The sequence below is a fragment of the Streptomyces sp. NPDC091282 genome, assembly GCF_044757385.1.
GTDB classification, from domain to species: Bacteria; Actinomycetota; Actinomycetes; order Streptomycetales; family Streptomycetaceae; genus Streptomyces; species Streptomyces gramineus.
The window spans coordinates 753,013-779,295 of record NZ_JBIVUX010000003.1 but is presented as its reverse complement, the minus strand read 5'-3'; the positions used below and the strand labels follow the sequence as shown (position 1 = coordinate 779,295).

The window sequence follows — 26,283 nt, the reverse complement described above, 5'->3', positions numbered from 1 at the left end:
GGCTCACACAGGAACGGCACGTGCCGTGCCGTTCCGTCCACAGCAAAGTGCACCCTCCGGGAGTTCGTCAAGTACGGCACGTGCCGTGCCGTTAGCATGGGGGTCATGACCGACTCCCCCCGCGGCTCCGCCCGTACCGAGGCCATCATGCGGACCGCCCTGGAAGTCGGCCGGGAGATCGGCTACGCGAAGCTCAGCATCGAGGCGGTCGCGGCCCGGGCCGGCGCGGGCAAGCACACCATCTACCGCAGGTGGCCGTCCAAGGGCGCGCTGCTCCTCGACTCCCTGCTCCACCTGAACGAACCCGACCTCGACTACCCCGATACCGGAGACGTCGTCGCCGACCTGCGCACCCAGATCCACGCGGCCGTCGACCTGCTGGGCAACCCGCCTTTCGGACCGCTGTACCGGGCCCTGATCGGCGAGGCCCAGCACGACCCCCGCCTCGCCGCCGAGCTCAACGAGCGCTTCATCACCCCGCAGACCGACAAGACCGTCGCCCGGCTGCGGAAAGCCCGGGACCGGGGCGAGCTGTCCCCCGCCTTCGACCTGGACCTGGCCATGGCCGTCCTCTCCGGCCCGCTCTACTTCCGCTTCCTCATCACCCAGGAACCCCTGACCCACACGTACGTCGACCGCCTCCTGCGCGCGCTTTTCGACGGCATGGGCGCCTAGTACTGCGTCTGGAGGTGCTCCCAGAAGCCGTCCCGCAGGGCCCGGCGCAGGTCGGCCTGGCCGCGCAGGGAGTACTGGAGCAGGCCCTCGGCCTCCACGAGGAGGTCCTGGTCGACCGGGCCCGGCAGGTAGGGATGGCCGGGCAGCAGCTCGACGAGTGCCTCGCTGCCCCGGGAGGACAGCCACTTCGCGGCGATCTGCGCGCCGACGAACCGGACGTCCTCCCGGCTGGGCCGGGCCCCGCCCGCCTCGTAGGCGTGCGCGGTGCGCCGGGACACGTACGGCTTGAAGAACTCCAGGTCGAGGGTGCGCTGGCTGTCGACCTCCCAGAGCAGCGGCTCGGCCTGGTTGCGGCCCTCCGGCGCCTCGATGCCCCACAGATGGACGCGGGCGCCGTAGCCCTGGGCCGCCTCGACCGCGGAGACCAGGTCCTCGTCGCCGCCGAGCAGGGCCGCGTCGCTGATGGCGCGGTGCCGGGCGAGCGATTCCAGGTCCGTACGGATCAGGGAGTCGACGCCCTTCTGCTGGTTGTTGGCGTTGAGGTTGCCGAGCCGGACCTTGACGTCGGGCAGCTCGGCGATGGTCTGCTGCTCGGCGGTGTGGATGCGGCGGCGGGCGCCGTCGTACCAGTAGACGCGCAGCAGGCGGCTGTCCGCGAAGATCTGGCGCGCCTTGTCGATGAGCGCCTCGATAAGCCCCTCGGCGTCGAGGTCGAAGGCGCGGCGGTCCTCCGTCCCGGCGACGAGCCGGCCCGTGGCCGCGTAGAGGTAACCCGCGTCGACGAAGATCGCGTGCGTCGAAGGCGTCTTCGCCACTTCGGCAAGCATGCGGGTGAGCAGCTCGTTCGTGCGATCGATGCGGGCCTTGAGGGCGGCGAGGTCGTCGTTCATCGCCTCCATTGTCCCGGCGGTCACGCTGCGAACACAACCGGTCCCGGTCAGTCTCCCGAAGGACTCTTACCGGTCGGTAATTAGGCGTTCGAAAATTTTCTTTAGCGTAGGGAATGTTTGTAACACGCAAGTCGTTGACTGGAAGGAACACGCGACGAAGGGAGAGGCTCATGCGCTTCGAAATCAGGCGACTGGACGAAGTCGACGGCACCACCGTGGACTGCACCGTCGTGGACGCCGCCTCCGTCAACAGGATCGTCCAGCAGGCCGCCGCCGTCGGGCAGCGCCTGTGGATCCGACCGGCCGAGAACCAGACTGCGTAACACGACACGACACGACGAGACACGACGACGGACGACGACTCACTGACGCGCGGAGCACCGCACAGTCTTCGGAACCCCCGTACGGCACGACGCCGTACGGGGGTTCCGCGTTCCGCCTCCGGCCCGGCTACGCGCCCTTGATCACCTGGGTGACGCCGTTGATGATCTGCTGCACGGCGATCGCGGAGAGCATCATGCCCGCGAGCCGCGTCACCAGGACCACACCGCCGTCCTTGATGACCCGGATGATCAGCAGCGAGTAGCGCATCACCAGCCACAGCACGACATGGATGGCGAGGATCGCGACCCACACGGAGACCTGGGAGGAGAAGCTGTCCGCCTTCTGCACCGCGAGGATGACGGACACGATCGCGCCCGGCCCCGCCAGCAGCGGCATGCCCAGCGGCACCAGCGCCACATTGACGTCCTTGGTCTGCTTCGGCTCGTCGTTCTTGCCGGTGAGCAGGTCGAGCGCGATCAGCAGGAGCAGCAGCCCGCCGGCGATCATCAGCGCGGGCACGGAGACGTGCAGGTAGTCGAGGATCTGGTGGCCGAGGAGCCCGAAGACGGTGATCACGCCGCCCGCCACGCAGACGGCCTGGAAGGCCATCCGGCGCTGCACCTTGGCGGGCCGGCCGGAGGTGAGGGCCAGGAAGATCGGGGTGATCCCGGGGGGATCCATGATGACGAAGAGGGTCAGGAAGAGGGAGCCGAAGACGGCGACGTCGAACATGCGTGAGCCTTGTGCGTAGGGCGGCGCTGCGCGCGGTCGTGCCGCAGGCCGGTGGGAGTCACCGCGCGCGGACGGGCACGGCCCGGGGAGCGGGCGGGCCCGGCGGGGGCGCGGGAAGTCGGTCGGGGAGGGGGGCGGGCCTCAGCGTCCGCCGGTCCCCGGGACGGGGAACGCACCGGTGGACCGGCGCGTGATCTCCCCGTACACCTCGGGGTCGGTCGTGTACTCGCCCAGCGCCACCGTCTTGCGGCTGCCGTGGTAGTCCGAGGAGCCGGTGACCAGCAGCCCCAGCTCCGCGGCCAGCCCGCGCAGCCGGACCCGGGTCTCGGCGTCGTGGTCCATGTGGTCGACCTCGATGCCGTCGAGGCCGGCCGCGGCCATCTCGGCGATCGCCCGCTCGGGCACCGTGCGCCCGCGCTTGGCGGCCGCCGGATGCGCGAACACGCACACTCCGCCGGCCTGCTTGACCAGCCGGATCGCCGTGAAGGGGTCCGTCTCGTGCTTCTCCACGAAGGCCCGGCCGCCGTCGGCCAGCCACTCCTGCGTGAAGGCGTCGCTCACGGTCGGCACGACACCGGCCTCGACGAGCGCGGAGGCGACGTGCGGCCGTCCCACGGAACCGTCGCCGGCGATCCGCCGCACCTGCTCCCAGGTGACCGGCACGCCCAGCTCGTTCAGCTTGGCGACCATGCCCTGGGCCCGCGGCACCCGGTCGTCCCGGACCAGCTCGCGCTCGGCGAGCAGGTCGGGCTCCTCGGGGTCGAAGAGGTAGGCCAGCATGTGCAGGGAGACGCCGTCGAGACGGCAGGACAACTCCGCCCCGGTGACCAGGGTGAGCCCCTCGGGCAGCGCGGCGACGGCCTGCGCGTGGCCCCGGGTGGTGTCGTGGTCGGTCAGCGCGACGACGTCCAGTCCGGCGGCGGCCGCGTTGCGGACCAGCTCGGCCGGGCTGTCCGTACCGTCGGACGCGGTGGAGTGGCAGTGCAGATCGATGCGCACGACACGGACTCCAGGCGGGACGGGACGGAAGGGACGCGTCAAGGATAACGGGCGGCGCCGGATGCCCTGTCACACCCGAACGGCGCCGGCGCCCCGTACAGGAAGCTCACAGGCACCCGTCGGCCGCGGCGTGCCGGGGCCCGTCCGGGACCCGCCCCGGCACGCCGACGGCACCTCGCCGAACCGATCCGCCGGGGAACGGGAGCCTAGGGCTCCAGCAGCCGTGGCGACAGCGCGCCGCACGGCACCAGGTCCACCTCGGCGCCCGCGTCCCGCAGGTCCGTGAGCACCAGCTCGTCGTACATCAGCAGCCCGGTCTGCTCGGGCCAGACCACCGCCCAGAGCCACATCCCGCGGGCCTCGCCCGCGAAGACCGCCCGGTCGGCCGGGGCCCCCGACACGTGCCACAGCGGCGTCGGCCGTCCGGCGGCGAGCACCTTCGCCTGCGGCGGCTTCTCCACGTCCATCGTCGGCCCGGGGTCCGGTCCGTCGACGCCCGCGTACCGCGCGCCGAGACCGACTCCCAGCTCCTCGGCGACCAGGATCATCTCCCCTATGCCGCCGAGCGGCGCGGGTCCGGAGCAGGCGACGGCGCTCGCGCGGCCGCCGCTGCGGTCGTCACCGGCACAGGCCACGCCCGTGAACAGCCAGCCGACCGGCAGCGGCCAGGGCATCCACACCGGCACCTGGGTGCGGTGCACCACGACACCGAGGGCCTCGACGCTGGGCGGGATCACGGGCTGTACCGGATGCACGGTCCCGTGCGCATCGCACTGCCAGGTGTCGGCGAAGAGACCGGGAGCCCTGACCCGGCCACCACACTTCGGGCAACTGGGTTCGCCCCTCATAGGGCCCCACGGTCCTACCCCGGATCCCCCACGTCAAGGACGATCACCCGTCCGGGCGGAAGCGGTCACCGGACGGAGTTAGATGTATGTTGCATTAATTAGCTGCCCTAACTTACTATGTGTAAAAGCCAACTACATCTGCGCGAGCAGCGGCGACCGGACGACAGCGACGGAGGAAGCGCATGACAGGGCCGGCAGACCCGTTCGAGACGGGAACGGGCAGCATCCTGCGGCAGCCGAAGGCCGTATGGGCGACGGCGGGCGCGTCCGTCGTCGCCTTCATGGGCATCGGACTCGTGGATCCGATCCTGCCCTCGATAGCCAAGGGCCTGGACGCCACCACCAGCCAGGTCTCGCTGCTCTTCACGTCGTACTTCCTGATCACCGCCGTGGCGATGCTGCTCACCGGCTTCGTCTCCAGCCGGATCGGCGGCCGCCGCACGCTGCTGCTCGGCCTCGCCTTCGTGGTGGTCTTCGCCGGCCTCGCCGGCACCTCCGACACCGTCGGCCAGCTGGTCGGCTTCCGGGCAGGCTGGGGCCTCGGCAACGCCCTGTTCGTCTCGACCGCCCTCGCGGTCATCGTGGGCGCGGCGGCCGGCGGCAGCGCGGCGGCGATCCTGCTCTACGAGTCCGCGCTCGGCCTCGGCATGGCCTGCGGCCCGCTCCTGGGAGCCGTGCTCGGCAACATCAGCTGGCGCTACCCGTTCTTCGGCACGGCCACCCTGATGGCGGTCGGCTTCCTGTGCATCGCCGCGTTCCTCAAGGAGCAGCCGAAGCCCGCGCGCAGGACCTCGGTCCTCGACCCGGTCAGGGCGCTCGGCCACGGCGGTCTGGCCTCCGTCGCCGCCTCGGCGTTCTTCTACAACTACACGTTCTTCACCGTGCTGGCCTTCACCCCGTTCGTCCTGGACATGACCCCGTACCGCTCGGGTGCCGTGTTCTTCGCCTGGGGTGTGCTGCTGGCGCTCTTCTCGGTGGTGGCCGCCCCGCGCATGCAGCGCCGCTTCGGCTCGCCGAAGGTGCTCGGAGGCTCCCTGGTGCTGCTCGCCGCCGACGTGGTGGTGCTCGGCTACGGCGGCCACACCGCCGCGATCGTCTGCACGATCCTGTCCGGCGCGTTCATCGGCGTGAACAACACCGTCTACACCGAACTGGCCCTCGGCGTGTCGAACGCGCCGCGGCCGGTGGCGAGCGCGGGCTACAACTTCGTCCGCTGGTTCGCCGCCGCGGCCGCGCCCTACTTCGCGCCGAAGATCGAGGAGTGGACCGACGTCCACGTCCCGTTCGTGGTGGCGGCGGTCACCGCCGTGCTGGGCGCGGCGGTGGTCCTCGTACGGCGGAACGCGCTCACGCACGAGGCGGCGCGGGCGCAGCCCTCGCACGCCACCGAGGACGGCGTCGGCGTCTTCGCCAACTGACCGGTCCGAAAGGCCTCTTGGTGAGCTTGCTCACCCCGGCGCGTCAGTCCAGCGGGACCGAGACGCGGTGCGGATCCCGGAGGTCCGTGCCGCCCGCGAGCCAGCGCTCCTGGAGGGCCTGGGCGCCGTGCACGCGTTTCCAGGCCGCCTCGTTCGGGGTCATCGGCAGCAGCGGCAGGAACCGCACGGGATCGAGCGGCGCGTCCAGCACCAGGTCCTCGACGAGTCCGCCCGGCTCGCCGACCAGGACCGAGGTGAAGGGCGCGCCGGGCCAGAGCGGGCCGCCGACGTCCAGGGACGCGCCGGGCGCCACGATCAGACCCTCCACCTGCGGGGACGCGGCCAGGACGGCGAGCGCGCGCAGCACCTTGTCGGTGTCGGCAAGACCCGCACGGACCGACAGGACCAGTTCGGCGCGCGGCCCCTGGACGGGGTCGGCGAGCGTCGCGGTGGGGTCGGTCATGGGGTGGGCCGACATGCCGAGCGTGGCGTAGCGCAGGACGTGCTCGCCCCGCAGATCCTCCTGGAAACGGAGCACCTCGATGCGGTCCGTACCGAGGAAGGTGACCGCCGCGCGCGCGTCCGGTTCGCCCAGCGCGGTGGTCAACCGGGCCTCGACCAGAGGAAGAACTTCAGCCATGCCGTGAGCATAGAACTCGTCAGTACCGGGCAAAGCAGCGCCTTGACACCAAGGGCTGCTGCTACTCTGGCCGCGGCGGTTCGGGGCAGCACGCAGAGCGTCGCGGTCAGGCCCCGACGCCACGAGAACTCCCTTACGAGGGACCGGCTGGAGGAGGTGGGGCTGTCATGGATCGAAGTCACCCGTGCAGTACCACTCGCTCTTCCGCCCGCTGATTCCGTCTACTGGTCGGCTGCCGCCTTCACGTTCGCGTTGTCGTTCGGAAGAGCACTGTGTTTTCGCTTTCGCTTTCCTGATCCCTTTGACCGGTCCGTCCGGGCCTGTCTGGATCCGTTCGTCTGATCCGAATCAGTAGCGAAGTCGCCACCGCAACGGTGCGGTGCTCCCCGCTTTGTGGACGTGCCAAACATCCGCAGTCAGGACGTCCCCATTCCGGGTAGTTCCACCCGTTCGCCGCGGTCTTCCGCTGCTTGTCGCGAAGGAGCCTGCCCATGTCGATGATCCGCGACCTCCGTGCCGTGGTCCGCCCGACCCGCCCCTCCCAGCGCAAGAGCCTGCGTGCCGACACCGGCGCGTACGACACCACCCGCGACCCCGCCACGCCGTCGGCCGTCGTCGACTGCGCGGTCTACCGGGACGGCGCGCGCATGGAGACGCCGCGCCCGCTGAGCCCGCAGGAGGCGATGCGCCAGGTGCGCCGCGACGGCGGGTTCGTGTGGATCGGCCTGCACGAGCCGACGGAGGCCGAATTCGCGGGCATCGCCAGTGAGTTCGGGCTGCACCCGCTGGCCGTGGAGGACGCCGTCCAGGCCCACCAGCGCCCCAAGCTGGAGCGCTACGACGACTCCCTGTTCACGGTCTTCAAGACCATCCACTACGTCGAGCACGACCAGCTCACCGCCAACAGCGAGGTCGTGGAGACCGGCGAGGTCATGTGCTTCACCGGCCGGGACTTCTTCATCACCGTCCGGCACGGCGGACAGGGCTCGCTGCGCGCGCTGCGGCACCGCCTCCAGGACGACCCCGAGCTGCTCGCCAAGGGCCCCTCGGCCGTGCTGCACGCCATCGCCGACCATGTCGTCGACGGGTACGTCGCGGTCGCCGACGCCGTGCAGGACGACATCGACGAGGTGGAGACCGAGGTCTTCACGCCCGGCCGCCGGGGCGGCGTCTCGCGCGGTGTGGACTCCGCGCGCATCTACCAACTCAAGCGCGAGGTGCTGGAGTTCAAGCGTGCGGTGTCGCCGCTGCTGCGCCCCATGCAGCTGCTGAGCGAGCGCCCGATGCGGCTGGTCGACCCCGACATCCAGAAGTACTTCCGGGACGTCGCGGACCACCTCGCCCGCGTCCAGGAGCAGGTCGTCGGCTTCGACGAACTCCTCAACTCCATCCTCCAGGCCAACCTCGCCCAGGCGTCGGTGGCGCAGAACGAGGACATGCGGAAGATCACGTCCTGGGCCGCCATCATCGCCGTACCGACCATGGTGTGCGGCGTGTACGGCATGAACTTCAAGTACATGCCCGAGACGCACTGGCGGTTCGGCTACCCGGTGATCATGGGCATCACGATGGTCATCTGCCTCGGCATCCACCGCACCCTGAAGCGCAACGGCTGGCTCTAGGCTGGGCGCATGACACGTCAGCTGCTCGACCGGGCCCTCGTCGAGGAGGCCACCAAGAAGTCCGGCCTCGTCTGGGTCCGCGGCGCCGGGGAGGCGGCCGCGCGCGCGGTGTGGCACGCCTGGGCCGACGGAGCCGTGTGCCTGGTCGGTGACGGCAGTGAGCAGCCGTTGCCCGGACTGGCCGACGGCGGCTCGGCCGAGGTGACCGTCCGCAGCAAGGACAAGGGCGGCCTGCTGGTCGTCTGGACGGCGGCGGTGACGGAACTGTCCGCCGGCTCGCCCGAGTGGGACGCGGCGGTGGCGGAGCTGAAGGGCAAGCGCCTCAACGCACCCGACGGCGAGGCCATGACGGACCGCTGGGCGCGGGAGTGCCGGGTGCTGCTGCTGCGCCCGACGGGAGCGACGCAGCCGCTGCCGACCGGCAGCCTGGCGGCGCCGCCGCTGCCGTCCCCGGCCACGACCAGGAACCCGGTCCCGGCCGCCCTGCCGAAGCTCCTCGCCCGGCGCGGACGGCGCGGGTAGCCCCTCGCCGTGTCGCCGTCACGACGTCGGCAGCTGCTTGCCGTAGTCGACCGTGTCGCCCTTCTCCGGCTCGGTGACGCTGAAGGACCGGCCCCAGTCGGTGAAGGTGAGGGTGCCCGCTCCGCCGGCGCGCTCCAGACGCAGCGGATACGGCTTGCCCTTCAGCGAGACGTCCAGCGTGCCGCCGGAACCGCCGTCGCCTGCGATGCGGATGGTCGGGGTGCCCGACTGCTCGTGGTGACCGGCGGCCGAGAGCGAACCGTGCAGGGTCAGCAGGCCGGACAGCAGCAGGTCCTTGTCCGTGAAGCCGCTGAACTTCTTGTACGACGGGTCGCCCTGCGGGACCTTCACGTACTTGCCGTCGAGCGTGCCGGCCGCGCTCGTGTCGCTCCCGTCGGCGTGGTTCCAGAAGTCGGCGTCGGCCTGCAGGTACAGCGTCTCGCCCACCCGGAGCAGATGGAAGGTCGAGCCCTTGGAGGTGACCGACCCGTCACCGCCGTCCGCGTTCAGCCGCATGTCCAGTTCGTAGGTACGGCCGCTGGTGACCACCGTCCCGGCCAGCCGCACCGTCGCCACCGAGGCGGCCGCCGCGCGGGTCTTCGTCTGGATGACGTCGGGGGCCAGCTTGCCCACCCCGTTCGTACCCGCGTCCGGATCCTCGCTGCACCCGGTGAGGAGGGCCAGCGCGCACATCGCGGTCACCAGTGCGGCGCGGCGGGTACGGCCTGGGCCCGGAGCAATCGCGGTCACCGACGGGGCCACCTTTCTGACGGGTCCGGCACGGCGTACCGCAGCGTACCGGTGCCCCGGCCGCCCGGCGGAGCCAGTCCGTCCGGACCGCTCACCAGGGCGTATCCGATCGGTACGGGCTAGCCTGAACCCCACCGAGCAGGCGAAAGACACAGGAAAGCGGCCAACGGGAACGTCGGCGGGACAAGGAGGCGGAACCATGGCAGGCGGGACTCCCCGGATCTTCGTCTCGCACCTCGCCGGCATCGCCGTCTTCGACCCCAACGGCGACCAGGTGGGACGCGTCAGGGACCTCGTCGTCATCCTGCGCGTCGGCCGCAAGCCCCCGCGGCTGCTCGGCCTGGTCGTCGAACTCTCCACCCGGCGCCGCATCTTCCTGCCCATGACCCGGGTCACGAGCATCGAGTCCGGCCAGGTCATCACCACCGGCGTGCTCAACGTCCGGCGCTTCGAGCAGCGGCCCACCGAGCGCCTGGTCTTCGGTGAACTCCTCGACCGCCGGGTCCGGCTGGCGGACACCGGCGAGGAGGTCACCGTCCTGGACCTGGGCGCCCAGCAGCGGTCGGCCCGCCGGGAGTGGGAGGTCGACCGCGTCTTCGTCCGCAAGGGCCGCACCGGCACCTTCCGGCGCACCCGGGGAGAGTCGCTGACCGTCGAGTGGTCGCAGGTCACCGGGTTCTCGCTGGAGGAGCACGGCCAGGGCGCGGAGAGCCTGCTCGCCACCTTCGAGCAGCTGCGCCCCGCCGACCTCGCCAACGTCCTGCACCATCTGTCCGCCAAGCGCCGCGCCGAGGTGGCCGCCGCCCTGGACGACGACCGCCTGGCCGACGTGCTCGAAGAGCTGCCCGAGGACGACCAGATCGAGATCCTCGGCAAGCTGAAGGAGGAACGGGCGGCGGACGTCCTGGAGGCCATGGACCCGGACGACGCGGCCGACCTGCTCGCCGACCTCCCCGAGGAGGACAAGGAACGGCTGCTGAGCCTGATGCAGCCGGCGGACGCGGCCGAGATGCGGCGGCTGATGTCGTACGAGGAGCACACGGCCGGCGGACTGATGACGACCGAGCCGATCGTGATGCGGCCCGACTCCACCGTCGCCGACGCCCTGGCCCGGGTCCGCAACCCCGACCTGTCCCCGGCCCTCGCCGCCCAGGTCTACGTCTGCCGGCCGCCCGACGAGACCCCGACCGGCAAGTACCTGGGCGCCGTCCACTTCCAGCGCCTGCTGCGCGACCCGCCGTACACCCTGGTCAGCTCGCTGCTCGACGACGACCTGCAGCCGCTCGACCCCGAGGCCACGCTGCCGATCATCGCCGGGTTCTTCGCCACGTACGACATGGTCGCGGCGCCCGTGGTCGACGAGACGGGGTCGCTGCTGGGCGCGGTGACCGTGGACGACGTCCTGGACCACATGCTGCCCGACGACTGGCGGGAGACCGAGTTCCACCTCGACGAGGACGAACCGGCGCCGGAGAAGGAGGCGGGGGCCCATGGCGCCTGACCGCGAGGGCGCACGGGAGCGCACACCGTCGGGCGCCACCGCGGCCACCCGGCCGCGCGGGGTCCGTATGGACCAGCCGCGGCCGCCCAGGCGGCGGATCGTGCCCGAGTGGGACCCGGAGGCCTTCGGCCGGCTCTCCGAGCGCATCGCGCGCTTCCTGGGCACCGGACGGTTCATCGTCTGGATGACGTTCGTGATCATCGTCTGGGTGCTGTGGAACATCTCGGCGCCCGGCGGACTGCGGTTCGACGAGTACCCGTTCATCTTCCTGACCCTGGCCCTGTCCCTCCAGGCCTCCTACGCGGCCCCGCTGATCCTGCTCGCGCAGAACCGGCAGGACGACCGCGACCGGGTCAACCTCGAACAGGACCGCAAGCAGAACGAGCGGTCCATCGCCGACACCGAGTACCTGACCCGGGAGATCGCCGCGCTGCGCATGGGCCTGGGCGAGGTGGCGACCCGGGACTGGATCCGCTCCGAGCTCCAGGACCTGCTGCGGGACATGGACGAGCGGCAGAACGGGGACGGCGCGCGCGGCGTATTCCCGGCAGAACGGTCGGCGGGGCGTGACGTAGACGACCGGTGAGGGGCGTTATAGGGGCCGTGCGCGTCGCCGTACCATCGTCCTTATGGCTAGCGAAGACGCGGTGCGCGAGGCACTGGCGACGGTGAACGACCCGGAGATCAACCGACCCATCACCGAACTGGGGATGGTCAAATCGGTGGAGATCGGGGAGGACGGCGCGGTCGCGGTCACCGTGTACCTGACGGTCTCCGGCTGCCCCATGCGGGACACGATCACCCAGCGCGTCACCGACGCGGTCTCGGGGGTCGACGGCGTCACCCGGGTCGACGTGACCCTGGACGTGATGAGCGACGAGCAGCGCAAGGAGCTGGCCTCGGCGCTGCGCGGCGGCCAGACCGAGCGCGAGGTGCCCTTCGCCAAGCCCGGCAGCCTCACCCGTGTCTACGCGGTCGCCTCCGGCAAGGGCGGTGTCGGCAAGTCCTCGGTGACGGTCAACCTCGCCGCCGCGATGGCCGCCGACGGTCTGAAGGTCGGTGTCGTCGACGCCGACATCTACGGCCACTCGGTGCCGCGCATGCTCGGCGCGGACGGCCGTCCCACCCAGGTCGAGAACATGATCATGCCGCCGTCGGCGAACGGCGTGAAGGTCATCTCGATCGGCATGTTCACCCCGGGCAACGCCCCGGTGGTCTGGCGCGGCCCGATGCTGCACCGCGCCCTCCAGCAGTTCCTCGCGGACGTGTACTGGGGCGACCTCGACGTCCTGCTGCTCGACCTGCCGCCCGGCACCGGTGACATCGCCATCTCGGTCGCCCAGCTGGTCCCGAACGCCGAGATCCTGGTCGTGACGACGCCTCAGCAGGCGGCCGCGGAGGTCGCCGAGCGGGCGGGCTCCATCGCGGTGCAGACCCACCAGAAGATCGTCGGCGTGGTCGAGAACATGTCGGGCCTGCCCTGCCCGCACTGCGGCGAGATGGTCGACGTCTTCGGCACCGGCGGCGGCCAGGCGGTCGCCGACGGCCTCACCCGCACGACGGGCGCGAACGTCCCGGTCCTCGGCAGCATCCCGATCGACGTCCGCCTGCGCGAGGGCGGCGACGAGGGCCGGCCGGTCGTGCTGACCGACCCGGAGAGCCCGGCGGGCGCGGCCCTGCGCGGCATCGCGGGCAAGCTCGGCGGACGGCAGCGGGGCCTCTCGGGCCTCTCCCTGGGCATCACCCCGCGCAACAAGTTCTAGGGCCGGGCCCCCCGGCCCTCCTCGGGGGCGCGGGGAACCGCGCGAACGGCCGCGACGCACCCGCACCGCACCCCCGAGGCGAAGGGGCGCCACGAACCATCGGCGCCCCTTTCCTCACGCGTACTCGGCGACGTCCTTGATCACCGCGAATCCGAGGCCGTACGCCGACATCCCCCGGCCGTAGGCCCCCACGTGCACGCCCTGCGCCGTGGACCCGGCGAGCACCCAGCCGAACTCCGACTCCCGGTAGTGGAAGGGCGTGGCCACCCCGTCCACCGGAAGCGACAGCGTGGACCACTCCGGCCCGCTCAGTTCGTCGGCCAGCTCCCACGCCGTCTCGGTCTGCTGGTCCAGCCAGTCGTCCCGCAGGCTGTGGTCCATCTGGCCCGGCCAGGTGAAGGAGAGCAGCCCGACCCCGGCCAGCCAGGCGGCCGAGGAGACCGACGTGGCCTCCAGCAGCCCCGTCCCGTCGGCGCTCCTGCGGGACGGATTCGCCGCGACGGTCACGACCACCGCGAACTTCTCCCTGGGTTCACCGACGGACGCGGCCAGGTGCTCGTTGCGCACCGACGGCTCGTCCCCGTGCCCGATCGACCCGTGCTCCACGGCGCCGTCGGCCGCCACTCCCACCTGCATCAGCCAGCGCGGCCCCGTGAACGCCTCGTCGAGGCCGTACCAGGGGAAGGGCGCCTGCAGGTAGCCGTCGACCGTGCGCCGGGCGGAGAGGACCTGCTGTCCGTTCTCCGCGGCCGGCGTCTGTTCGCCCACCCGACTTGTCGTCTCCATCTGCCCGGACGCCTCCTAGTTCTCGTCGGTCCGGGGCGGCCCGCCCCCCTTCGGGCGCACTCGTCCGGTCCGCACAACAACTCGGCAGCATAGCCACACCGCTGGGACCAGCAGCGAAACCGCCCGTCGCGTGGGTCGCGCGGGCGGCGGGATCAGGCCGCGCACGGCGCGCACACGGTATGAAACGCGTCACGTGCGCCACGCGGGCGAAGGGGCCGTACGGCTCAGGTGGCGTCCGCGTCGAACGGCGGACGGTCGTCCTTGCCGGGGTCCTCGGGCTTCTTGGACATGTCGATGCGGCCACCTGTCGTACCCGAACCCGAACCCGTGCCCGCGGACGAGGAGGAGTCCGACTCGCGGCCGTGCACCGCGTCCGTGACCTCGGCCATCTCCTTCTTCAGGTCGAAGCCGTTGCGGATCTCCTTGAGACCCAGCTCCTCGCTGTCCAGGTGCTTGCGGACGAAGTTCTTGGGGTTGAGGTCCTCGAACTCGAAGTCCTTGAACTCCGGTCCCAGCTCCTGGCGGATGTCCGCCTTGGCGCTCTCCGAGAACTCCCGGATCTTGCGGATGGTCCGCATCACGTCCTGGATGACCTTCGGGAGCTTGTCCGGACCGAAGACGAGCACGGCGAGCACGACGATGGTCGCCAGCTCTAGTGGTCCTATGTCATTGAACACCTGAAGCTCCTTGCGATGTCCTCGGTCCTCGGCCCTCCGGTCGCTGGTGCGGTGTTCCGTGGTCCGGGCCGGGTCCACGGTACCCGGCCGACCTGTCCGACCGGTACCGTCCCGAGGTGTCCGGCTGTGCGTGTACGACCGGTTTTCCAGGTTGTTTGCCTAGTCCGGGCACGAATGCGGTCCGGCCTGTGACGTTTCCGTCAGTTCCTGTCCGGCCGTTGGTCAGCGGGCCGCGCGGGAGGGCGGAGCGGAGGCCGTGTCGGTGACGGGCGCGGCGAGCAGGGCGGCGCCGGTCGCCTCCGGGGTGCCGGTCCACGAGGTGAGGGCGGGCGGCGGACCGGCGGTCAGCGGCCGTATCAGCGGGGAGACGGCGGCCGCGCCGGCCAGCACGGGCGCGGTCAGCTCCCGCAGCGTCTTCTCGCCGGCGCCCGGGGCGGGCACTCCGGGCAGCAGCGGCGCGGAGACCGAGGTGGGCGCCGCGGTGGTGGCGGAGCCGGCCAGCGCGCCGGAGGACAGCAGCGGGGTGAGCGAGCGGCGGCGCTGCGCGTCGGCGGCGCCCGCGGTACTCGCGCCCGCCGTACCGGCCGGGGCGACGCTGCCGCCGCCGCTGCCGCCGCGGGCGTCGGCGGCCGGGGAGCCGGGCAGTCCGGCGGTGACCCCGCCGAGCGCGACGGCGGCCAGCGAGACCGCGCCGGCGGCGGCGAACGCGAACCGCATGCCGCGCGAGGCGGAGCGCTCGGCGTCCGGGCGGCCGACGGGATGGATCCGGAAGCCGCGGCCCGCGGTCACGGCCGGGTCGTGCGGGTGGGCCGGGACGTAGCCGAACTCGAAGCGGTCCTCCTGGCCGAGGCCGAAGACCCCGCCGTCGGACCGGCGTCCGGGCAGGCCCGCTCCGCCGAACGGCGAACCGTCGCCGTCGCCGCCCCCGGGCAGCCCCTGGAGGCGAGCCAGGAAGCTCTCGGAGGGCGGCGGTGGGGCGGCCTCGGCGAAGACGTTCTTCAGGGCGCGCTGGGCGTCCGCCTCGGCCTTGCACCTGGCACAGGTGGCCAGGTGGGCCAGGACGCGCTCACGCGACTCGTGGCCGAGTTCTCCGTCCACCAGGGCGGAGAGCCGGTCTCCCAGGTGCTGCTCGGCGAGCTGCGGCTCGGCGGGTTTGGGTCGTGAACCACTCACGCGGACGCGCCCCCTCCCCCCAGTGCGGGAACACGGGGAACGAAGGAGCGGCGCTCGGCCCTGCGGGCCTCCGGGGAGCGGTGCGCGAGGGCCTTGCGCAGCTGGGAGCGGCCGCGGTGGATCCGGGAGCGGACCGTGCCGAGCTTGACGCCGAGGGTCGCGGCGATCTCCTCGTACGACAGACCCTCGATGTCGCACAGGACGACGGCGGCGCGGAACTCGGGCGCGAGGGTGTCCAGGGCCTGCTGCACGTCGGCGTCGAAGTGCGCGTCGTTGAAGGCCTGGGACGGGGTGGGCTCGCGGCTGGGCAGGCGCTCGGCCGCGTCGTCGCCGAGGGCGTCGAAGCGGATGCGCTGCTTGCGGCGGACCATGTCGAGGAAGAGGTTGGTCGTGATGCGGTGCAGCCAGCCCTCGAAGGTGCCCGGCGAGTAGGTCGACAGGGAGCGGAAGACGCGGACGAAGACCTCCTGGGTGAGGTCCTCGGCGTCGTGCTGGTTGCCGGTCAGACGGTAGGCCAGGCGGTAGACGCGGCCGCTGTGCGTGCTGACGATCTCCTCCCACGTGGGCGGAGTCCATGCCTGCCCGTCCGCGTCGGTGGAGAAGGTCGCGGTCCGGTCCTCGCCCGGGGCGAGCACATCGGCGTGGCTGGGGTCAGCAGCGGTGTCGTTCACGGATTTCGGCCTGCCCGCCGATCCGAGGAAGCGCCGAAGCACTCCTCCCCGATCCCCGGGTACGGCCGCACCTCCCCTGTCGGCTCTGGTGGTGTCCAGTGGAGCCCCTACCATAGCCACCTCGCCCGTTAGCACCGGATAAGCGGTTTTACGAGAATTTGATCTCGGCTCGTACGGCTCGTCCTGCCGCACCTGCGGCTGGTCGGCCACCGTCCCGTCGTCGTGATCCATTCGTGTCCCCCCGCCCTGTCTTCCATCCCTCTAAACGCCTGGTCCCATCAGCAGGTTCCCGGCACCAACGGATACAGTCACGCCCAGGCAACCACGGGGACAGGAGAGGGTCATTACCGGCAACCGGCAGACGAGCTGGGCGTTCGCCGACGCCTTTGTCGCCGAGGACGAGGCACTGCGCTGGGCCCGGGACCGGGCCCGCGACGCGGGGCTGCGCTCGGTGTCGCCCGGCACGGGTGCCGCGCTGCGACTGCTCGCCGCCTCCGTGGACGCCAAGGCCGTCGCCGAGATCGGCACCGGGTGCGGGGTGTCGGGGATGCATCTGCTGCACGGGATGCGCGCGGACGGGGTGCTGACCACCGTCGACCCGGAGCCGGATCACCAGCAGTTCGCCCGGCAGGCCTTCCGCGCCTGCGGCTTCGCCAGCAACCGGGCCCGTTTCATCCCGGGCCGCGCCCTCGACGTGCTCCCCCGGCTCGCGGACGCGGGGTACGACCTGGTCTTCTGCGACGGCGACCGGCAGGAGTACTCCGACTATCTCGCTGAATCGTTGCGCCTGCTGAGGCCGGGTGGCCTGGTGGTCTTCGAGGGCGTCTTCGCCAACGGCCGGACGGTCGACTCGGGTCCGCAGCCGACCGAGGTGCTGCGGCTGCGCGAGCTGCTGCGCACGGTGCGGGAGAGCCCGGAGCTGCTGCCGTCGCTGCTGCCGGTGGGCGACGGCCTGCTCTGCGCCGTCAAGCGCTGATCCCGCCGGGGAAGGACCGGGGGTACGGCAGCGCCCCGGCACCGCATACGATGCCGGGGCGGCCGAAAGGGTATGGTCGCTGACGCCTCAGACGACGACGTTCTTGAGGGCGTCGGCGAGCGCCGCGGCCTCGTCAGGGGTCAGCTCGACGACGAGCCGACCGCCGCCTTCGAGCGGAACGCGCATGACGATGCCCCGCCCCTCCTTGGTCACCTCGAGCGGGCCATCACCCGTCCGCGGCTTCATGGCCGCCATGCTGGTTCCCCTTCCTGAAAACAGCTCATCGTCTGCCGACGGCCCACGAGGGCACGCGCGATCCTGGCGGGACACGCGGCACCGGCATCGAACACATTGCTTCCAGGCCATTATCCCGCATCTCAGGACCCGATGACCAACATCAGTCGGCATCGCTTGGGCAACGCGCGCGAGCAAAACCACCCAATTCGGCGATGTGACTGCGATACTGCGCCACCCCGCGTCCTTACGCCGACCGAGTAGGCTCCTTTTTTCTTTGACGCAGGTCACACGACGGGTCCGGTCCCGGGGCGATGATCTCCGCCATGCTGTCCTTCGGACGCCGGCGTACCGAGCGGTACGCGGGCCGCGACGACGCAGACGACGGAGGGGACGCACCATGACCGACACCGTGCTCTACGAGGTGGGCGACGGACTCGCGACGATCACGCTGAACCGCCCCGAGGCGATGAACGCGCTGAACATCGCGACGAAGGCGGCGCTCAGGGACGTCGCGCGGGAAGCGGCCGCCGACCCGGCGGTCCGCGCGATCCTGCTGACCGCCGCAGGGGACCGGGCGTTCTGCGTGGGCCAGGACCTCAAGGAACACATCACGCTGCTCGCGTCCGACCGGGAGACGGGCGCGGGGCAGACGATGACGACGGTCCGGGAGCACTACAACCCGATCGTCCGGGCGCTGGCCGGGGCGCCGAAGCCGGTGGTGGCCGCGGTGAACGGCGTCGCCGCCGGTGCCGGCCTCGGGTTCGCGCTGGCCGCGGACTACCGCGTGGTCGCCGACACCGCCGCCTTCAACACCTCGTTCGCCGGGGTCGCGCTGACCGCGGACTCCGGGGTCTCGTGGACGCTGCCGCGGGTGGTGGGTCCTGGCCGGGCCTCCGACCTGCTGCTGTTCCCGCGGAGCATCAGCGCGCAGGACGCGTACGAGCTGGGCATCGCGAACAAGGTCGTACCGTCCGCCGAGCTGCGGGCCGAGGGCGAGAAGATCGCGCGGAAGCTGACGGAGGGGCCGACGGCGGCGTACGCGGCGCTGAAGGAGGCCGTCGCCTACGGGCTCACGCACTCCCTGGACGAGACCCTCGACAAGGAGGACGAGCTGCAGGCGCGGGCCGGTGCCTCCGAGGACCACGGGATCGCCGTGCAGGCGTTCGTGAACAAGGAGAAGCCGAAGTACCTGGGACGGTGACGGTCCGCGGGAACCGCGGGCGCGGGCCGCGCGGTTCCTTCCCGGGTGCCGTTATCGGGCGCGTCTGCTGGAGCACGCCGCCAGGTGGTCGTCGACCAGGCCGCACGCCTGCATCAGGGCGTACGCCGTCGTCGGGCCGACGAAGCGCAGGCCCCGCTTCTTCAGGGTCTTGGACAGGGCCGTCGACTCGGCGGTCACCGCCGGGACGTCGGCGGTGCTGCCCGGCACCGGGTACGCACCGGGGTCCGGGGCGAACGACCAGATCAGCTCGTCCAGTTCACCGGGCGCCCAGTCGGCCAGCACCTTCGCGTTGGCCATCGTGGCGTCGACCTTGGCGCGGTTGCGGATGATCCCGGGGTCGGCCAGCAGCCGTTCCCGGTCCTCGTCGGTGAAGGCGGCGACCTTCTCGATGCGGAAGCCGGCGAAGGCGGCCCGGAAGCCGGGGCGGCGGCGCAGGATCGTGATCCAGGACAGGCCGGACTGGAAGGCCTCCAGGCTGAGGCGTTCGTACAGGGCGTCGTCGCCGTGGACCGGGCGGCCCCACTCCTCGTCGTGGTAGGCCACGTAGTCCTCGGCGGACAGCGCCCAGGGGCAGCGCAGCCTGCCGTCCGGCCCGGCCACGGCCGCTCCGGCCGCGGCGGTGGGGTCGGTCGGGTCGGTCGGGTCGGTCGGGTCGGTCACGGCCGGTCCTCCGGCGCGGGCTTGTCCAGCGAGGTGTGCCCGGGGTGCGGCGCGGTCCGGGCACCGGCGAGCGTGGACTCCAGGTCGGCGATCCGGGCGTCGCGTTCGGCGAGTTCGGCGCCGAGGCGGCTGAGCGCGTCGTCGACGTCGGCCATCCGGTAGCCGCGCGGGGCGAGCGGGAAGCGCAGGCTCTCCACGTCGGCGCGGTCGACCGGGCGGTCCGGGGGCAGCGGGTCCTGGAGGCGCTCGGGCGCCACCTCGGTCAGCGGGGCGCTCTCCCCGCCGCTCACCACGGCGAGCGTGACCGCGGCGACCACGACCGCGAGCGCGACGACCAGGAACAGGAACATAACCATCGCGGTGGCCCCCAGGCTCGGTGAAGCTCGGTGCGTACTCGTGGTGCCGAGTGCGCCTAGTGTGCTCGGTGACGAATGTGTCTGTGTCCGATCGTGCCATGCGAGTCTGACAGTCAGGGGCGCAGGCGGTCGTACCGAGGGACTCACTACGAGAGGTCACAGGCGATGCTCAGGCTGGGCAGGCGGGAATTCGCGCCGCACGAACCGGTGATCATGGCCATCGTGAACCGGACACCGGACTCCTTCTACGACCAGGGGGCGACCTTCCTCGACGAGCCCGCGCTCGCGCGCGTGGAGCAGGCGGTCGCCGAGGGAGCCGCGATCGTCGACATCGGCGGCGTGAAGGCCGGGCCGGGCGAGGAGGTCACGGCCGAGGAGGAGGCGCGGCGGACCGTCGGGTTCGTCGCGGAGGTGCGCAGGCGGTTCCCGGACGTCGTGATCAGCGTGGACACCTGGCGGGCGTCGGTCGGCGAGGCCGTCTGCGAGGCCGGTGCGGACGTGCTGAACGACGCGTGGGGCGGGGTCGACCCGGGGCTCGCGGAGGTCGCCGCGCGGTACCGGGTGGGGCTGGTGTGCACGCACGCGGGCGGGGCGCGGCCGCGGACCCGGCCGCACCGGGTGGCCTACGACGACGTGATGGCGGACGTGCTGCGGGTGACCCTGGGGCTCGCCGAGCGGGCCGTCGCGCTGGGGGTGCCGCGGGAGTCGGTGATGATCGATCCCGGGCACGACTTCGGGAAGAACACGCGGCACAGCCTGGAGGCGACGCGGCGGCTGGACGAGATGGTCGCGACCGGGTGGCCGGTGCTGGTCTCCCTGTCCAACAAGGACTTCGTGGGCGAGACGCTGGACCGGCCGGTGAAGGAGCGCGTGATCGGCACGCTGGCGACGACGGCGGTGTCGGCGTGGCTGGGCGCGCAGGTGTACCGCGTGCACGAGGTGGCGGAGACCCGTCAGGTGCTCGACATGGTCGCGTCGATCGCGGGCCACCGCCCGCCGGCGGTGGCCCGGCGGGGCCTGGCCTAGAGCGCCTTGCGGAAGAGTCCCGCGGCCCGCGGGTCGGCCCGCGCGGGTGCGCGCGGACCGGTCCGGCCGGTGCTAGCGGGCCGCTTCCTTGGAGACCAGGGCGACCGCTTCGTCCACGTCGTCGGTCACGTGGAACAGGAGCAGGTCCTTCTCGCTCGCCTTGCCCTGGGCGACCAGGGTGGTGCGCAGCCAGTCCACCAGGCCGCCCCAGTACGCGCTGCCGAACAGCACGATCGGGAAGCGGGTCACCTTCTGGGTCTGGACGAGGGTGAGCGCCTCGAAGAGTTCGTCGAGGGTGCCGAGGCCGCCGGGCAGCACCACGAAGCCCTGCGCGTACTTGACGAACATCATTTTCCGCACGAAGAAGTAGCGGAAGTTCAGGCCGATGTCGACGTAGGGGTTCAGGCCCTGCTCGAAGGGCAGCTCGATGCCGAGGCCGACCGAGACGCCGCCCGCCTCCAGGGCGCCCTTGTTGGCCGCCTCCATGGCGCCGGGGCCGCCGCCGGTGATGACCGCCCAGCCGGCCTCGACCAGGCCGCGGCCCAGCCGCACGCCCGCGTCGTACTCCGGCGAGTCCGCAGGCGTCCGCGCCGAGCCGAACACGCTGATCGCGGCCGGGAGTTCGGCGAGCGTGCCGAAGCCCTCGATGAACTCCGACTGGATGCGCAGCACCCGCCACGGGTCCGTGTGGACCCAGTCGGAGGGACCGCCCGCGTCCAGCAGCCGCTGGTCCGTCGTGCTCGCGGTCACCTGACCGCGCCGTCGGAGGACCGGTCCCAGGCGCTGCTCGTCCGGCGGCACCTTCTTCCCCTCGGGGTTCCCGGTAGCCATATGTGCGCTCCCTCCGCTTGCAGGTGTATCCGCCCCAGCGTAGATCCACCCGGGTTACCGGCGCGGGACGTCGGCATGTCCGGTGCGCAGCGCCCCCGTGTGGCTCAGCGGGTCAGCCAGGCGCGCAGCCGCTCCTCGCCCGCCAGGATCTTCCCCGTTTCGACCTTTTCATCCTTCTTGTGCGCCAAGTGCGGATTGCCCGGTCCGTAGTTGACCGCCGGGATGCCGAGGGCGGAGAAGCGGGAGACGTCGGTCCAGCCGAACTTGGGCATCGGGGTGCCGCCGACCGCCTCGATGAAGGCCGCCGCGGCCGGGTGCGAGAGGCCGGGCAGCGCGCCGGGGCTGTGGTCGTCCACGACGAACTCGGCCACGCCGCAGCCGGCGAAGACCTCGCGGACGTGCGCGAGCGCCTCCTCCTCGGAACGGTCCGGGGCGTAGCGGAAGTTCACGGTGACCACGCACGCGTCGGGAATCACGTTGCCGGCCACCCCGCCCGAGATGCCGACGGCGTTGAGGCCCTCGCGGTACTCCAGGCCGTCGATGACCGGCCGGCGCGGCTCGTAGGCGGCGAGCCGGGCGAGGACCGGGGCGGCCGCGTGGATCGCGTTGGAGCCCATCCAGGAGCGCGCGGAGTGGGCCCGCTCGCCGGTCGTCCTCAGCAGGACCCGCAGGGTGCCCTGGCAGCCGCCCTCGACCTCGCCGTCGGACGGCTCCAGCAGGACCGCGAAGTCGCCGGCCAGCCACTCGGGGTGCGCCTCGGCGACGTGCCGGAGGCCGTTGAGGTGGGCGGCGACCTCCTCGTTGTCGTAGAAGACGAAGGTCAGGTCGCGGTTCGGGGCGGGGACGGTGGCCGCGATGCGCAGCTGGACGGCGACGCCGGACTTCATGTCGCAGGTGCCGCAGCCCCACAGCACGCCGTCCTCGTCCAGCCGGGACGGCACGTTGTCCGCGATCGGGACGGTGTCGATGTGGCCGGCCAGGATCACGCGCTCGGCACGGCCGAGGTCCGTCCGGGCGATCACGTTGTTGCCGTACCGGTCGACCGTCAGGTGCGGCAGGGCGCGCAGCGCGGCCTCGATCGCGTCGGCGAGCGGCTTCTCGGTGCCGCTCTCCGAGGGGAAGTCGACGAGCCGCGCGGTCAGCGCGGCCGCGTCCAGCGTGAGGTCAAGGGAGGTGTCGGCCATGGCCCCGACCCTAGCGCGGCACGGCTGAGAGGGGTTTCACAGGCTTGGCGACGGGGGGTTGAGCCGCTCGTACTCTCCAGTATGTTGTACGCGTGCCAGAGCCGTCCCCCACCCGCCCCACGCGTCGCCGCCGTGCCCTGCGTTTCATGTCGGGTTTGCTCATCCTGTGTGCCGTCGCGGCGTACCTGGTCGTCCAGTACGTCACGGGCGGCGGTGGCGCCGAGGGCTGCAAGGTCGTCTCGGGCCGAAGCGACCGCCAGTCGTACGACTTCACGCCCGAGCAGGCGGTGAACGCGGCGACGATCGCCGCCGTCGGCACCGGGCGCGGCATGCCCGAGCGGGCGGTGGCCATCGCGCTGGCGACCGCCATCCAGGAGTCGGGGCTGCGCAACATCGAGCACGGCGACCGGGATTCGCTGGGCCTGTTCCAGCAGCGGCCCTCGCAGGGCTGGGGCACCGAGAAGCAGATCCTGGACCCGGCGTACGCGGCGGGCATGTTCTACGCGCACCTGGCCAAGGTGCGCGACTACCGGACCCTGCCGCTGACGGTGGCCGCGCAGCGCGTGCAGCGCAGCGGCTTCCCGGAGGCGTACGCCAAGCACGAGAACGACGCCACGCTGCTCGCCGCGGCCCTGACCGGGCAGGCGGCGGCCACGCTGACCTGCGACGGGCGTCCGGCGGCCGTCACCGAGGCGACGGCGACGGGCCCGGACGCGGTCCGGACCGCGCTGGTGCGGGACTTCGGGCGGGACGCGGTCGAGGAGGCCGGCGCGGAGGTGAACGGCACGTCCGCGAGTTCGCCGACACCGACGCCGAGCGTGACCTCGACGGCGCACGGGCGGACCGTGACCGTTCCGGTGCCGGAGGGCCAGAAGAAGGACAGGTCCGGGCGCACCGAGAGCGAGCGCGGCTGGCAGCTGGCGCACTGGGCGGTGGCCAACTCCTCGGCGCTGCACATCCAGCGGGTGTCGTACGCGGGCCAGGAGTGGTCGGCCGGGAGCACGGACAGCCGGTGGCAGCCGGCGCCCGGTCCGCAGGGCACGGGCGGAGCGGAGAAGTCCGCCGGGTCGGTGCGGATCGTGACCGGACAGTAGTTCGGCGTTTCCCTCCGGCGGGTCGGCCGGGACGCTTCGCGCTCTCGGCGCACCCGGGTTTCCGAACGGCCGCTCACGCCTGCCCGCCCGCCGTTGGCAGCACGGGGACGTAAGGATTCTGCGGGCCTCGGGAGGGGTTCCGCCACCGGGACTCTTTGCCCGTTTTTATCCACACCCGATAATGCGATGCGTTATCAATTCTTTACCTGGGGCCTCCGCAACCTTCGCGGGCTTCGAGCGGTAGTCACGGCGATCGTGTTCCCTCCCGTCGAATGGAGCATCATGTCCCTCCCCCTGACCCGCCGGATCGCCCGTGCCGCGCTGCTCGTCGCAGCGGGAGCGGCCGCCGGGGTCGGTGCGGCCGGCTCCGCCGGCGCGGCCCCGAGCCTGCCGGCCGCCACTCCGAACCTGGGCGGCCTGAGCGCCCTGGACGGAGCGAGCGTCGGCAACACCGCCGACAGCGCGGCGCAGAACGTGACCGGGACCGTCGGCCACACCGGCGGCCGGACGGTCGAGTCGGCGCTGCCGGCCGCGGGCAGGACCGGCGGCAAGGCCGTCAAGGTGGCGGCGCCGGTGGTGCAGCACGCCGCCGGTGACGCGGCGGGCTCGGCGGGCGGCCTGCTCGGCGAGACGGCGGCCACGGCGACCAAGGGCGGGCTGCCCACGCAGGGCCTCACCAAGGGCGGCCTGCCGGCGCAGGGCCTCACCAAGGGCGGGCTCCCGGCGCAGGGCCTCACCAAGGGCGGGCTGCCGGTCAAGGGCCTGCCGATCGGCGGCTGACCCGACGCTGTACGCGCAGGGCCCCGGGGTTCGCCCCGGGGCCCTGCTCTTCGTGTGCCGTCGGTGCACCGCCCTAGGGCGTGTTGCGAAAGTCCCGTCGTTCGCCCGGAGGGCGGGCCGCGCGGCGTCAGGTGCGTGCTCTCGGCGTGCCGGGCGGAAGTCCTCGTACTGGATGTACTTGGGCTTTCGCCCGGTGCGGCGAGAGTGCGTGCATGGCGTCGCGCGGCAGGCGGGACTTTCGCAACACGCCCTAGGACAGGCGGGCCACCGCCGCCCGGACACGCTCGTCCGTCGCCGTCAGGGCCACGCGTACGAAGGTCCCGCCCGCCTCGCCGTAGAAGTCGCCCGGTGCCACCAGGATGCCGAGTTCGGCGAGGTGGGCCACCGTCTGCCAGCAGGGCTCGTCCCGCGTCGACCACAGATAGAGGCTCGCCTCGCTGTGCTCGACCCGGAAGCCGTGCGCCACCAGTGCCTCGCGCAGGAGGGTGCGGCGGGCCGCGTAGCGCTCCCGCTGCTCCTGGACGTGGGTGTCGTCGGACAGGGCCGCCACCACCGCCGCCTGCGTGGGCGCCGAGGTCATCATGCCGCCGTGCTTGCGGATCTCCAGGAGCGGGCCGAGCACCGCCGGGTCGCCGGCCAGGAAGGCCGCGCGGTAGCCCGCCAGGTTGGACCGCTTGGACAGCGAGTGGACGGCCACGATGCCCTCGTAGGAGCCGCCGTTCACGTCCGGGTGCAGGACCGAGACCGGGTCGGCCTCCCAGCCCAGTTCGAGGTAGCACTCGTCCGAGAAGACCAGGACGCCGTGGGCGCGGGCCCAGGCCACGATCTCCGTCAGCTCGGACGCGGAGAGGACCCGGCCCGTCGGGTTGGACGGCGAGTTCAGCCACAGGAGCTTCAGGTTCGCCGGGTCCAGCTCGCGCGGGTCCTCGTAGACCTCGTACTCGGCGCGGGCCAGCCGGGCGCCGACCTCGTACGTGGGGTAGGCCAGGCGCGGGTAGGCGACCTTGTCGCCGGGGCCGAGGCCGAGCTGGGTGGGGAGCCAGGCGACGAGTTCCTTGGAGCCGACGATCGGCAGGACGTGGCGGTGGGTGACGTCACGGGCGCCCAGGCGGCGCCCGACCCAGCCGGTGATCGCGTCGCGCAGCGCCGGGGTGCCCCAGACCGTCGGATAGCCGGGCGAGTCCGCCGCGTCGATCAGGGCCTTCTGGATCAGGTCGGGGACCGGGTCCACCGGGGTACCGACGGAGAGGTCGACGATGCCGTCCGGGTGCGCCGCTGCCGTCTTCTTGTACGGCTCCAGCTTGTCCCAGGGGAAGGTGGGCAGGCGGTCGGAGACTGCGGACACGGTCACGGGCTCACTTTCTTCGGTACGGCCGGTCCTGCGACCGGCACGGCAAACGCCTCGGTCCCGCAGGCGCCGATCGGGTGCGATCAGGCCGTACGGGACCGAGGCGGCACGGTGGTGCGGCGGGCCGCCGTACGGCTACTCGGCCTGCGGGGGCAGCGCGGCGACGAAGGGGTGGTCGCGCTCGATGAGGCCCAGCTTGCTGGCGCCGCCGGGGGAGCCGAGCTCGTCGAAGAACTCGACGTTGGCCTTGTAGTAGTCCTTCCACTCCTCCGGAGTGTCGTCCTCGTAGAAGATCGCCTCGACCGGGCAGACCGGCTCACAGGCACCACAGTCAACGCATTCGTCCGGATGGATGTACAAGGACCGCTGGCCCTCGTAGATGCAGTCGACCGGGCACTCCTCGATGCACGCCTTGTCCTTCACGTCGACACAAGGCTGCGCGATGACGTAGGTCACGCTGTCGTTCCTCCTCGATTGGGCGCCGGCGGGCCTCGGTAGGCTCCGCCGCCTGGCGCGCGGGAGCGCGGCGTCGTCGATGCCCGCCCCTAGTATCTCCGTTCTCGGGCATGATCCGAACA

30 protein-coding genes are annotated in these 26,283 nt (G+C 72.0%); 13 read left to right on the top strand and 17 right to left on the bottom strand.

Annotation, left to right across the window (positions count from 1 at the left end; genetic code table 11):
- Positions 1-105: 105 nt before the first annotated feature.
- Positions 106-675 carry a TetR/AcrR family transcriptional regulator gene (locus ACIQOE_RS17475; protein ID WP_365556641.1) on the top strand — a complete coding sequence of 190 codons (570 nt, stop codon included), beginning with the start codon at positions 106-108 and terminating at the stop codon, positions 673-675.
- Here ACIQOE_RS17475 and ACIQOE_RS17470 read toward each other — a convergent pair.
- Positions 672-1,574, bottom strand: coding sequence for an NYN domain-containing protein (locus ACIQOE_RS17470; protein WP_351322195.1), 903 nt, complete (start codon positions 1,572-1,574; stop codon positions 672-674). The genes ACIQOE_RS17475 and ACIQOE_RS17470 overlap by 4 nt on opposite strands.
- 161 nt (positions 1,575-1,735) lie before the next feature.
- Between ACIQOE_RS17470 and ACIQOE_RS17465 the strand changes: the two genes are divergently transcribed.
- Positions 1,736-1,888, top strand: coding sequence for a hypothetical protein (locus tag ACIQOE_RS17465; protein ID WP_351321575.1), 153 nt, complete (start codon positions 1,736-1,738; stop codon positions 1,886-1,888).
- 127 nt (positions 1,889-2,015) lie between these two features.
- Here ACIQOE_RS17465 and ACIQOE_RS17460 read toward each other — a convergent pair whose 3' ends face one another.
- From ACIQOE_RS17460 to ACIQOE_RS17450, 3 genes are all read right to left on the bottom strand, one after another.
- Positions 2,016-2,621 carry a MarC family protein gene (locus tag ACIQOE_RS17460; RefSeq protein ID WP_401412217.1) on the bottom strand — a complete coding sequence of 202 codons (606 nt, stop codon included), beginning with the start codon at positions 2,619-2,621 and terminating at the stop codon, positions 2,016-2,018.
- Positions 2,622-2,762: 141 nt separating this feature from the next.
- Positions 2,763-3,620 carry a PHP domain-containing protein gene (locus tag ACIQOE_RS17455; protein ID WP_362643881.1) on the bottom strand — a complete coding sequence of 286 codons (858 nt, stop codon included), beginning with the start codon at positions 3,618-3,620 and terminating at the stop codon, positions 2,763-2,765.
- A gap of 206 nt (positions 3,621-3,826) precedes the next feature.
- Complete coding sequence (locus ACIQOE_RS17450) at positions 3,827-4,468, bottom strand: DUF6758 family protein (RefSeq protein ID WP_351321569.1); 642 nt, start codon at positions 4,466-4,468, stop codon at positions 3,827-3,829.
- A gap of 182 nt (positions 4,469-4,650) precedes the next feature.
- Here ACIQOE_RS17450 and ACIQOE_RS17445 point away from each other — a divergent pair, with 182 nt between their 5' ends.
- Complete coding sequence (locus ACIQOE_RS17445; protein WP_401412214.1) at positions 4,651-5,886, top strand: MFS transporter; 1,236 nt, start codon at positions 4,651-4,653, stop codon at positions 5,884-5,886.
- Positions 5,887-5,929: 43 nt separating this feature from the next.
- On the opposite strand, the gene ACIQOE_RS17440 is transcribed toward ACIQOE_RS17445, so the two are convergent.
- Positions 5,930-6,526, bottom strand: coding sequence for a suppressor of fused domain protein (locus ACIQOE_RS17440; protein WP_351321564.1), 597 nt, complete (start codon positions 6,524-6,526; stop codon positions 5,930-5,932).
- Between the two features lie 491 nt (positions 6,527-7,017).
- Here ACIQOE_RS17440 and ACIQOE_RS17435 point away from each other — a divergent pair, with 491 nt between their 5' ends.
- Positions 7,018-8,148: a magnesium and cobalt transport protein CorA gene (locus ACIQOE_RS17435; RefSeq protein ID WP_351937402.1), complete on the top strand. Its 1,131-nt coding sequence runs from the start codon at positions 7,018-7,020 to the stop codon at positions 8,146-8,148.
- A gap of 9 nt (positions 8,149-8,157) precedes the next feature.
- Positions 8,158-8,670: a hypothetical protein gene (locus tag ACIQOE_RS17430; protein WP_351321560.1), complete on the top strand. Its 513-nt coding sequence runs from the start codon at positions 8,158-8,160 to the stop codon at positions 8,668-8,670.
- Between the two features lie 18 nt (positions 8,671-8,688).
- On the opposite strand, the gene ACIQOE_RS17425 is transcribed toward ACIQOE_RS17430, so the two are convergent.
- Positions 8,689-9,420, bottom strand: a complete 732-nt coding sequence (locus tag ACIQOE_RS17425) for a hypothetical protein (RefSeq protein ID WP_351321558.1) — start codon at positions 9,418-9,420, stop codon at positions 8,689-8,691.
- A gap of 199 nt (positions 9,421-9,619) precedes the next feature.
- Here ACIQOE_RS17425 and ACIQOE_RS17420 point away from each other — a divergent pair, with 199 nt between their 5' ends.
- Genes ACIQOE_RS17420 through ACIQOE_RS17410 form a run of 3 tightly spaced genes read left to right on the top strand, consistent with a single transcriptional unit; the run spans position 9,620 to position 12,684 of the window.
- Positions 9,620-10,921 (top strand): magnesium transporter MgtE N-terminal domain-containing protein, encoded by a 1,302-nt coding sequence (locus ACIQOE_RS17420; RefSeq protein ID WP_363016309.1) that lies wholly within the window; start codon positions 9,620-9,622, stop codon positions 10,919-10,921.
- Entirely contained in the window at positions 10,911-11,507 is a 597-nt protein-coding gene (locus tag ACIQOE_RS17415) for a DUF1003 domain-containing protein (protein WP_362643886.1), read from the top strand. Before ACIQOE_RS17420 ends, ACIQOE_RS17415 begins: the two co-directional genes overlap by 11 nt.
- Before the next feature lie 43 nt (positions 11,508-11,550).
- Complete coding sequence (locus ACIQOE_RS17410; RefSeq protein ID WP_365556653.1) at positions 11,551-12,684, top strand: Mrp/NBP35 family ATP-binding protein; 1,134 nt, start codon at positions 11,551-11,553, stop codon at positions 12,682-12,684.
- 114 nt (positions 12,685-12,798) lie between these two features.
- Here the strand turns inward: ACIQOE_RS17410 and ACIQOE_RS17405 are convergent, their stop codons facing one another.
- From ACIQOE_RS17405 to sigE, 4 genes are all read right to left on the bottom strand, one after another.
- Complete coding sequence (locus tag ACIQOE_RS17405; protein ID WP_351321550.1) at positions 12,799-13,470, bottom strand: hypothetical protein; 672 nt, start codon at positions 13,468-13,470, stop codon at positions 12,799-12,801.
- A 224-nt stretch (positions 13,471-13,694) separates the two neighbouring features.
- Entirely contained in the window at positions 13,695-14,147 is a 453-nt protein-coding gene (locus tag ACIQOE_RS17400; protein WP_351321548.1) for a sec-independent translocase, read from the bottom strand.
- Positions 14,148-14,369: 222 nt separating this feature from the next.
- Complete coding sequence (locus ACIQOE_RS17395) at positions 14,370-15,320, bottom strand: anti-sigma factor (protein ID WP_351321546.1); 951 nt, start codon at positions 15,318-15,320, stop codon at positions 14,370-14,372.
- Positions 15,317-16,033, bottom strand: coding sequence for an RNA polymerase sigma factor SigE (gene sigE / locus ACIQOE_RS17390; protein WP_351321544.1), 717 nt, complete (start codon positions 16,031-16,033; stop codon positions 15,317-15,319). The genes ACIQOE_RS17395 and sigE overlap by 4 nt, the downstream gene beginning before the upstream one ends.
- Positions 16,034-16,268: 235 nt before the next feature.
- Between sigE and ACIQOE_RS17385 the strand changes: the two genes are divergently transcribed.
- Positions 16,269-16,967, top strand: a complete 699-nt coding sequence (locus ACIQOE_RS17385) for an O-methyltransferase (RefSeq protein WP_351322193.1) — start codon at positions 16,269-16,271, stop codon at positions 16,965-16,967.
- An 87-nt stretch (positions 16,968-17,054) separates the two neighbouring features.
- Here ACIQOE_RS17385 and ACIQOE_RS17380 read toward each other — a convergent pair whose 3' ends face one another.
- Positions 17,055-17,222: a DUF3117 domain-containing protein gene (locus ACIQOE_RS17380; RefSeq protein WP_004950282.1), complete on the bottom strand. Its 168-nt coding sequence runs from the start codon at positions 17,220-17,222 to the stop codon at positions 17,055-17,057.
- A gap of 379 nt (positions 17,223-17,601) precedes the next feature.
- On the opposite strand from ACIQOE_RS17380, the gene ACIQOE_RS17375 reads away from it, so the two are divergent.
- Positions 17,602-18,405 (top strand): enoyl-CoA hydratase/isomerase family protein, encoded by an 804-nt coding sequence (locus ACIQOE_RS17375; RefSeq protein WP_401412209.1) that lies wholly within the window; start codon positions 17,602-17,604, stop codon positions 18,403-18,405.
- 51 nt (positions 18,406-18,456) lie between these two features.
- Here the strand turns inward: ACIQOE_RS17375 and ACIQOE_RS17370 are convergent, their stop codons facing one another.
- Positions 18,457-19,086, bottom strand: coding sequence for a DNA-3-methyladenine glycosylase I (locus ACIQOE_RS17370; protein ID WP_401412207.1), 630 nt, complete (start codon positions 19,084-19,086; stop codon positions 18,457-18,459).
- A complete protein-coding gene (locus ACIQOE_RS17365; protein ID WP_351321539.1) occupies positions 19,083-19,442 on the bottom strand; it encodes a DivIVA domain-containing protein in 360 nt (119 codons plus the stop codon). Before ACIQOE_RS17365 ends, ACIQOE_RS17370 begins: the two co-directional genes overlap by 4 nt.
- A gap of 165 nt (positions 19,443-19,607) precedes the next feature.
- On the opposite strand from ACIQOE_RS17365, the gene folP reads away from it, so the two are divergent.
- The gene (gene folP, locus ACIQOE_RS17360; protein ID WP_351321535.1) at positions 19,608-20,468 is read left to right on the top strand and encodes a dihydropteroate synthase; all 861 of its coding nucleotides are present in this window, start codon (positions 19,608-19,610) and stop codon (positions 20,466-20,468) included.
- A 72-nt stretch (positions 20,469-20,540) separates the two neighbouring features.
- Here the strand turns inward: folP and ACIQOE_RS17355 are convergent, their stop codons facing one another.
- Both ACIQOE_RS17355 and dapE read right to left on the bottom strand, forming a co-directional pair.
- Complete coding sequence (locus ACIQOE_RS17355; RefSeq protein WP_365556662.1) at positions 20,541-21,299, bottom strand: TIGR00730 family Rossman fold protein; 759 nt, start codon at positions 21,297-21,299, stop codon at positions 20,541-20,543.
- Positions 21,300-21,403: 104 nt separating this feature from the next.
- Complete coding sequence (gene dapE / locus ACIQOE_RS17350) at positions 21,404-22,483, bottom strand: succinyl-diaminopimelate desuccinylase (RefSeq protein ID WP_401412204.1); 1,080 nt, start codon at positions 22,481-22,483, stop codon at positions 21,404-21,406.
- Between the two features lie 146 nt (positions 22,484-22,629).
- On the opposite strand from dapE, the gene ACIQOE_RS17345 reads away from it, so the two are divergent.
- Both ACIQOE_RS17345 and ACIQOE_RS17340 read left to right on the top strand, forming a co-directional pair.
- Complete coding sequence (locus ACIQOE_RS17345) at positions 22,630-23,577, top strand: heavy metal transporter (RefSeq protein WP_365556666.1); 948 nt, start codon at positions 22,630-22,632, stop codon at positions 23,575-23,577.
- A 282-nt stretch (positions 23,578-23,859) separates the two neighbouring features.
- The gene (locus tag ACIQOE_RS17340; RefSeq protein WP_362643895.1) at positions 23,860-24,357 is read left to right on the top strand and encodes an ATP-binding protein; all 498 of its coding nucleotides are present in this window, start codon (positions 23,860-23,862) and stop codon (positions 24,355-24,357) included.
- A gap of 250 nt (positions 24,358-24,607) precedes the next feature.
- On the opposite strand, the gene ACIQOE_RS17335 is transcribed toward ACIQOE_RS17340, so the two are convergent.
- Together ACIQOE_RS17335 and fdxA are read right to left on the bottom strand one after the other, a co-directional pair.
- A complete protein-coding gene (locus ACIQOE_RS17335) occupies positions 24,608-25,702 on the bottom strand; it encodes a bifunctional succinyldiaminopimelate transaminase/glutamate-prephenate aminotransferase (protein ID WP_401412542.1) in 1,095 nt (364 codons plus the stop codon).
- A 138-nt stretch (positions 25,703-25,840) separates the two neighbouring features.
- Positions 25,841-26,161 (bottom strand): ferredoxin, encoded by a 321-nt coding sequence (fdxA, locus tag ACIQOE_RS17330; RefSeq protein WP_007495984.1) that lies wholly within the window; start codon positions 26,159-26,161, stop codon positions 25,841-25,843.
- Positions 26,162-26,283: the final 122 nt, after the last annotated feature.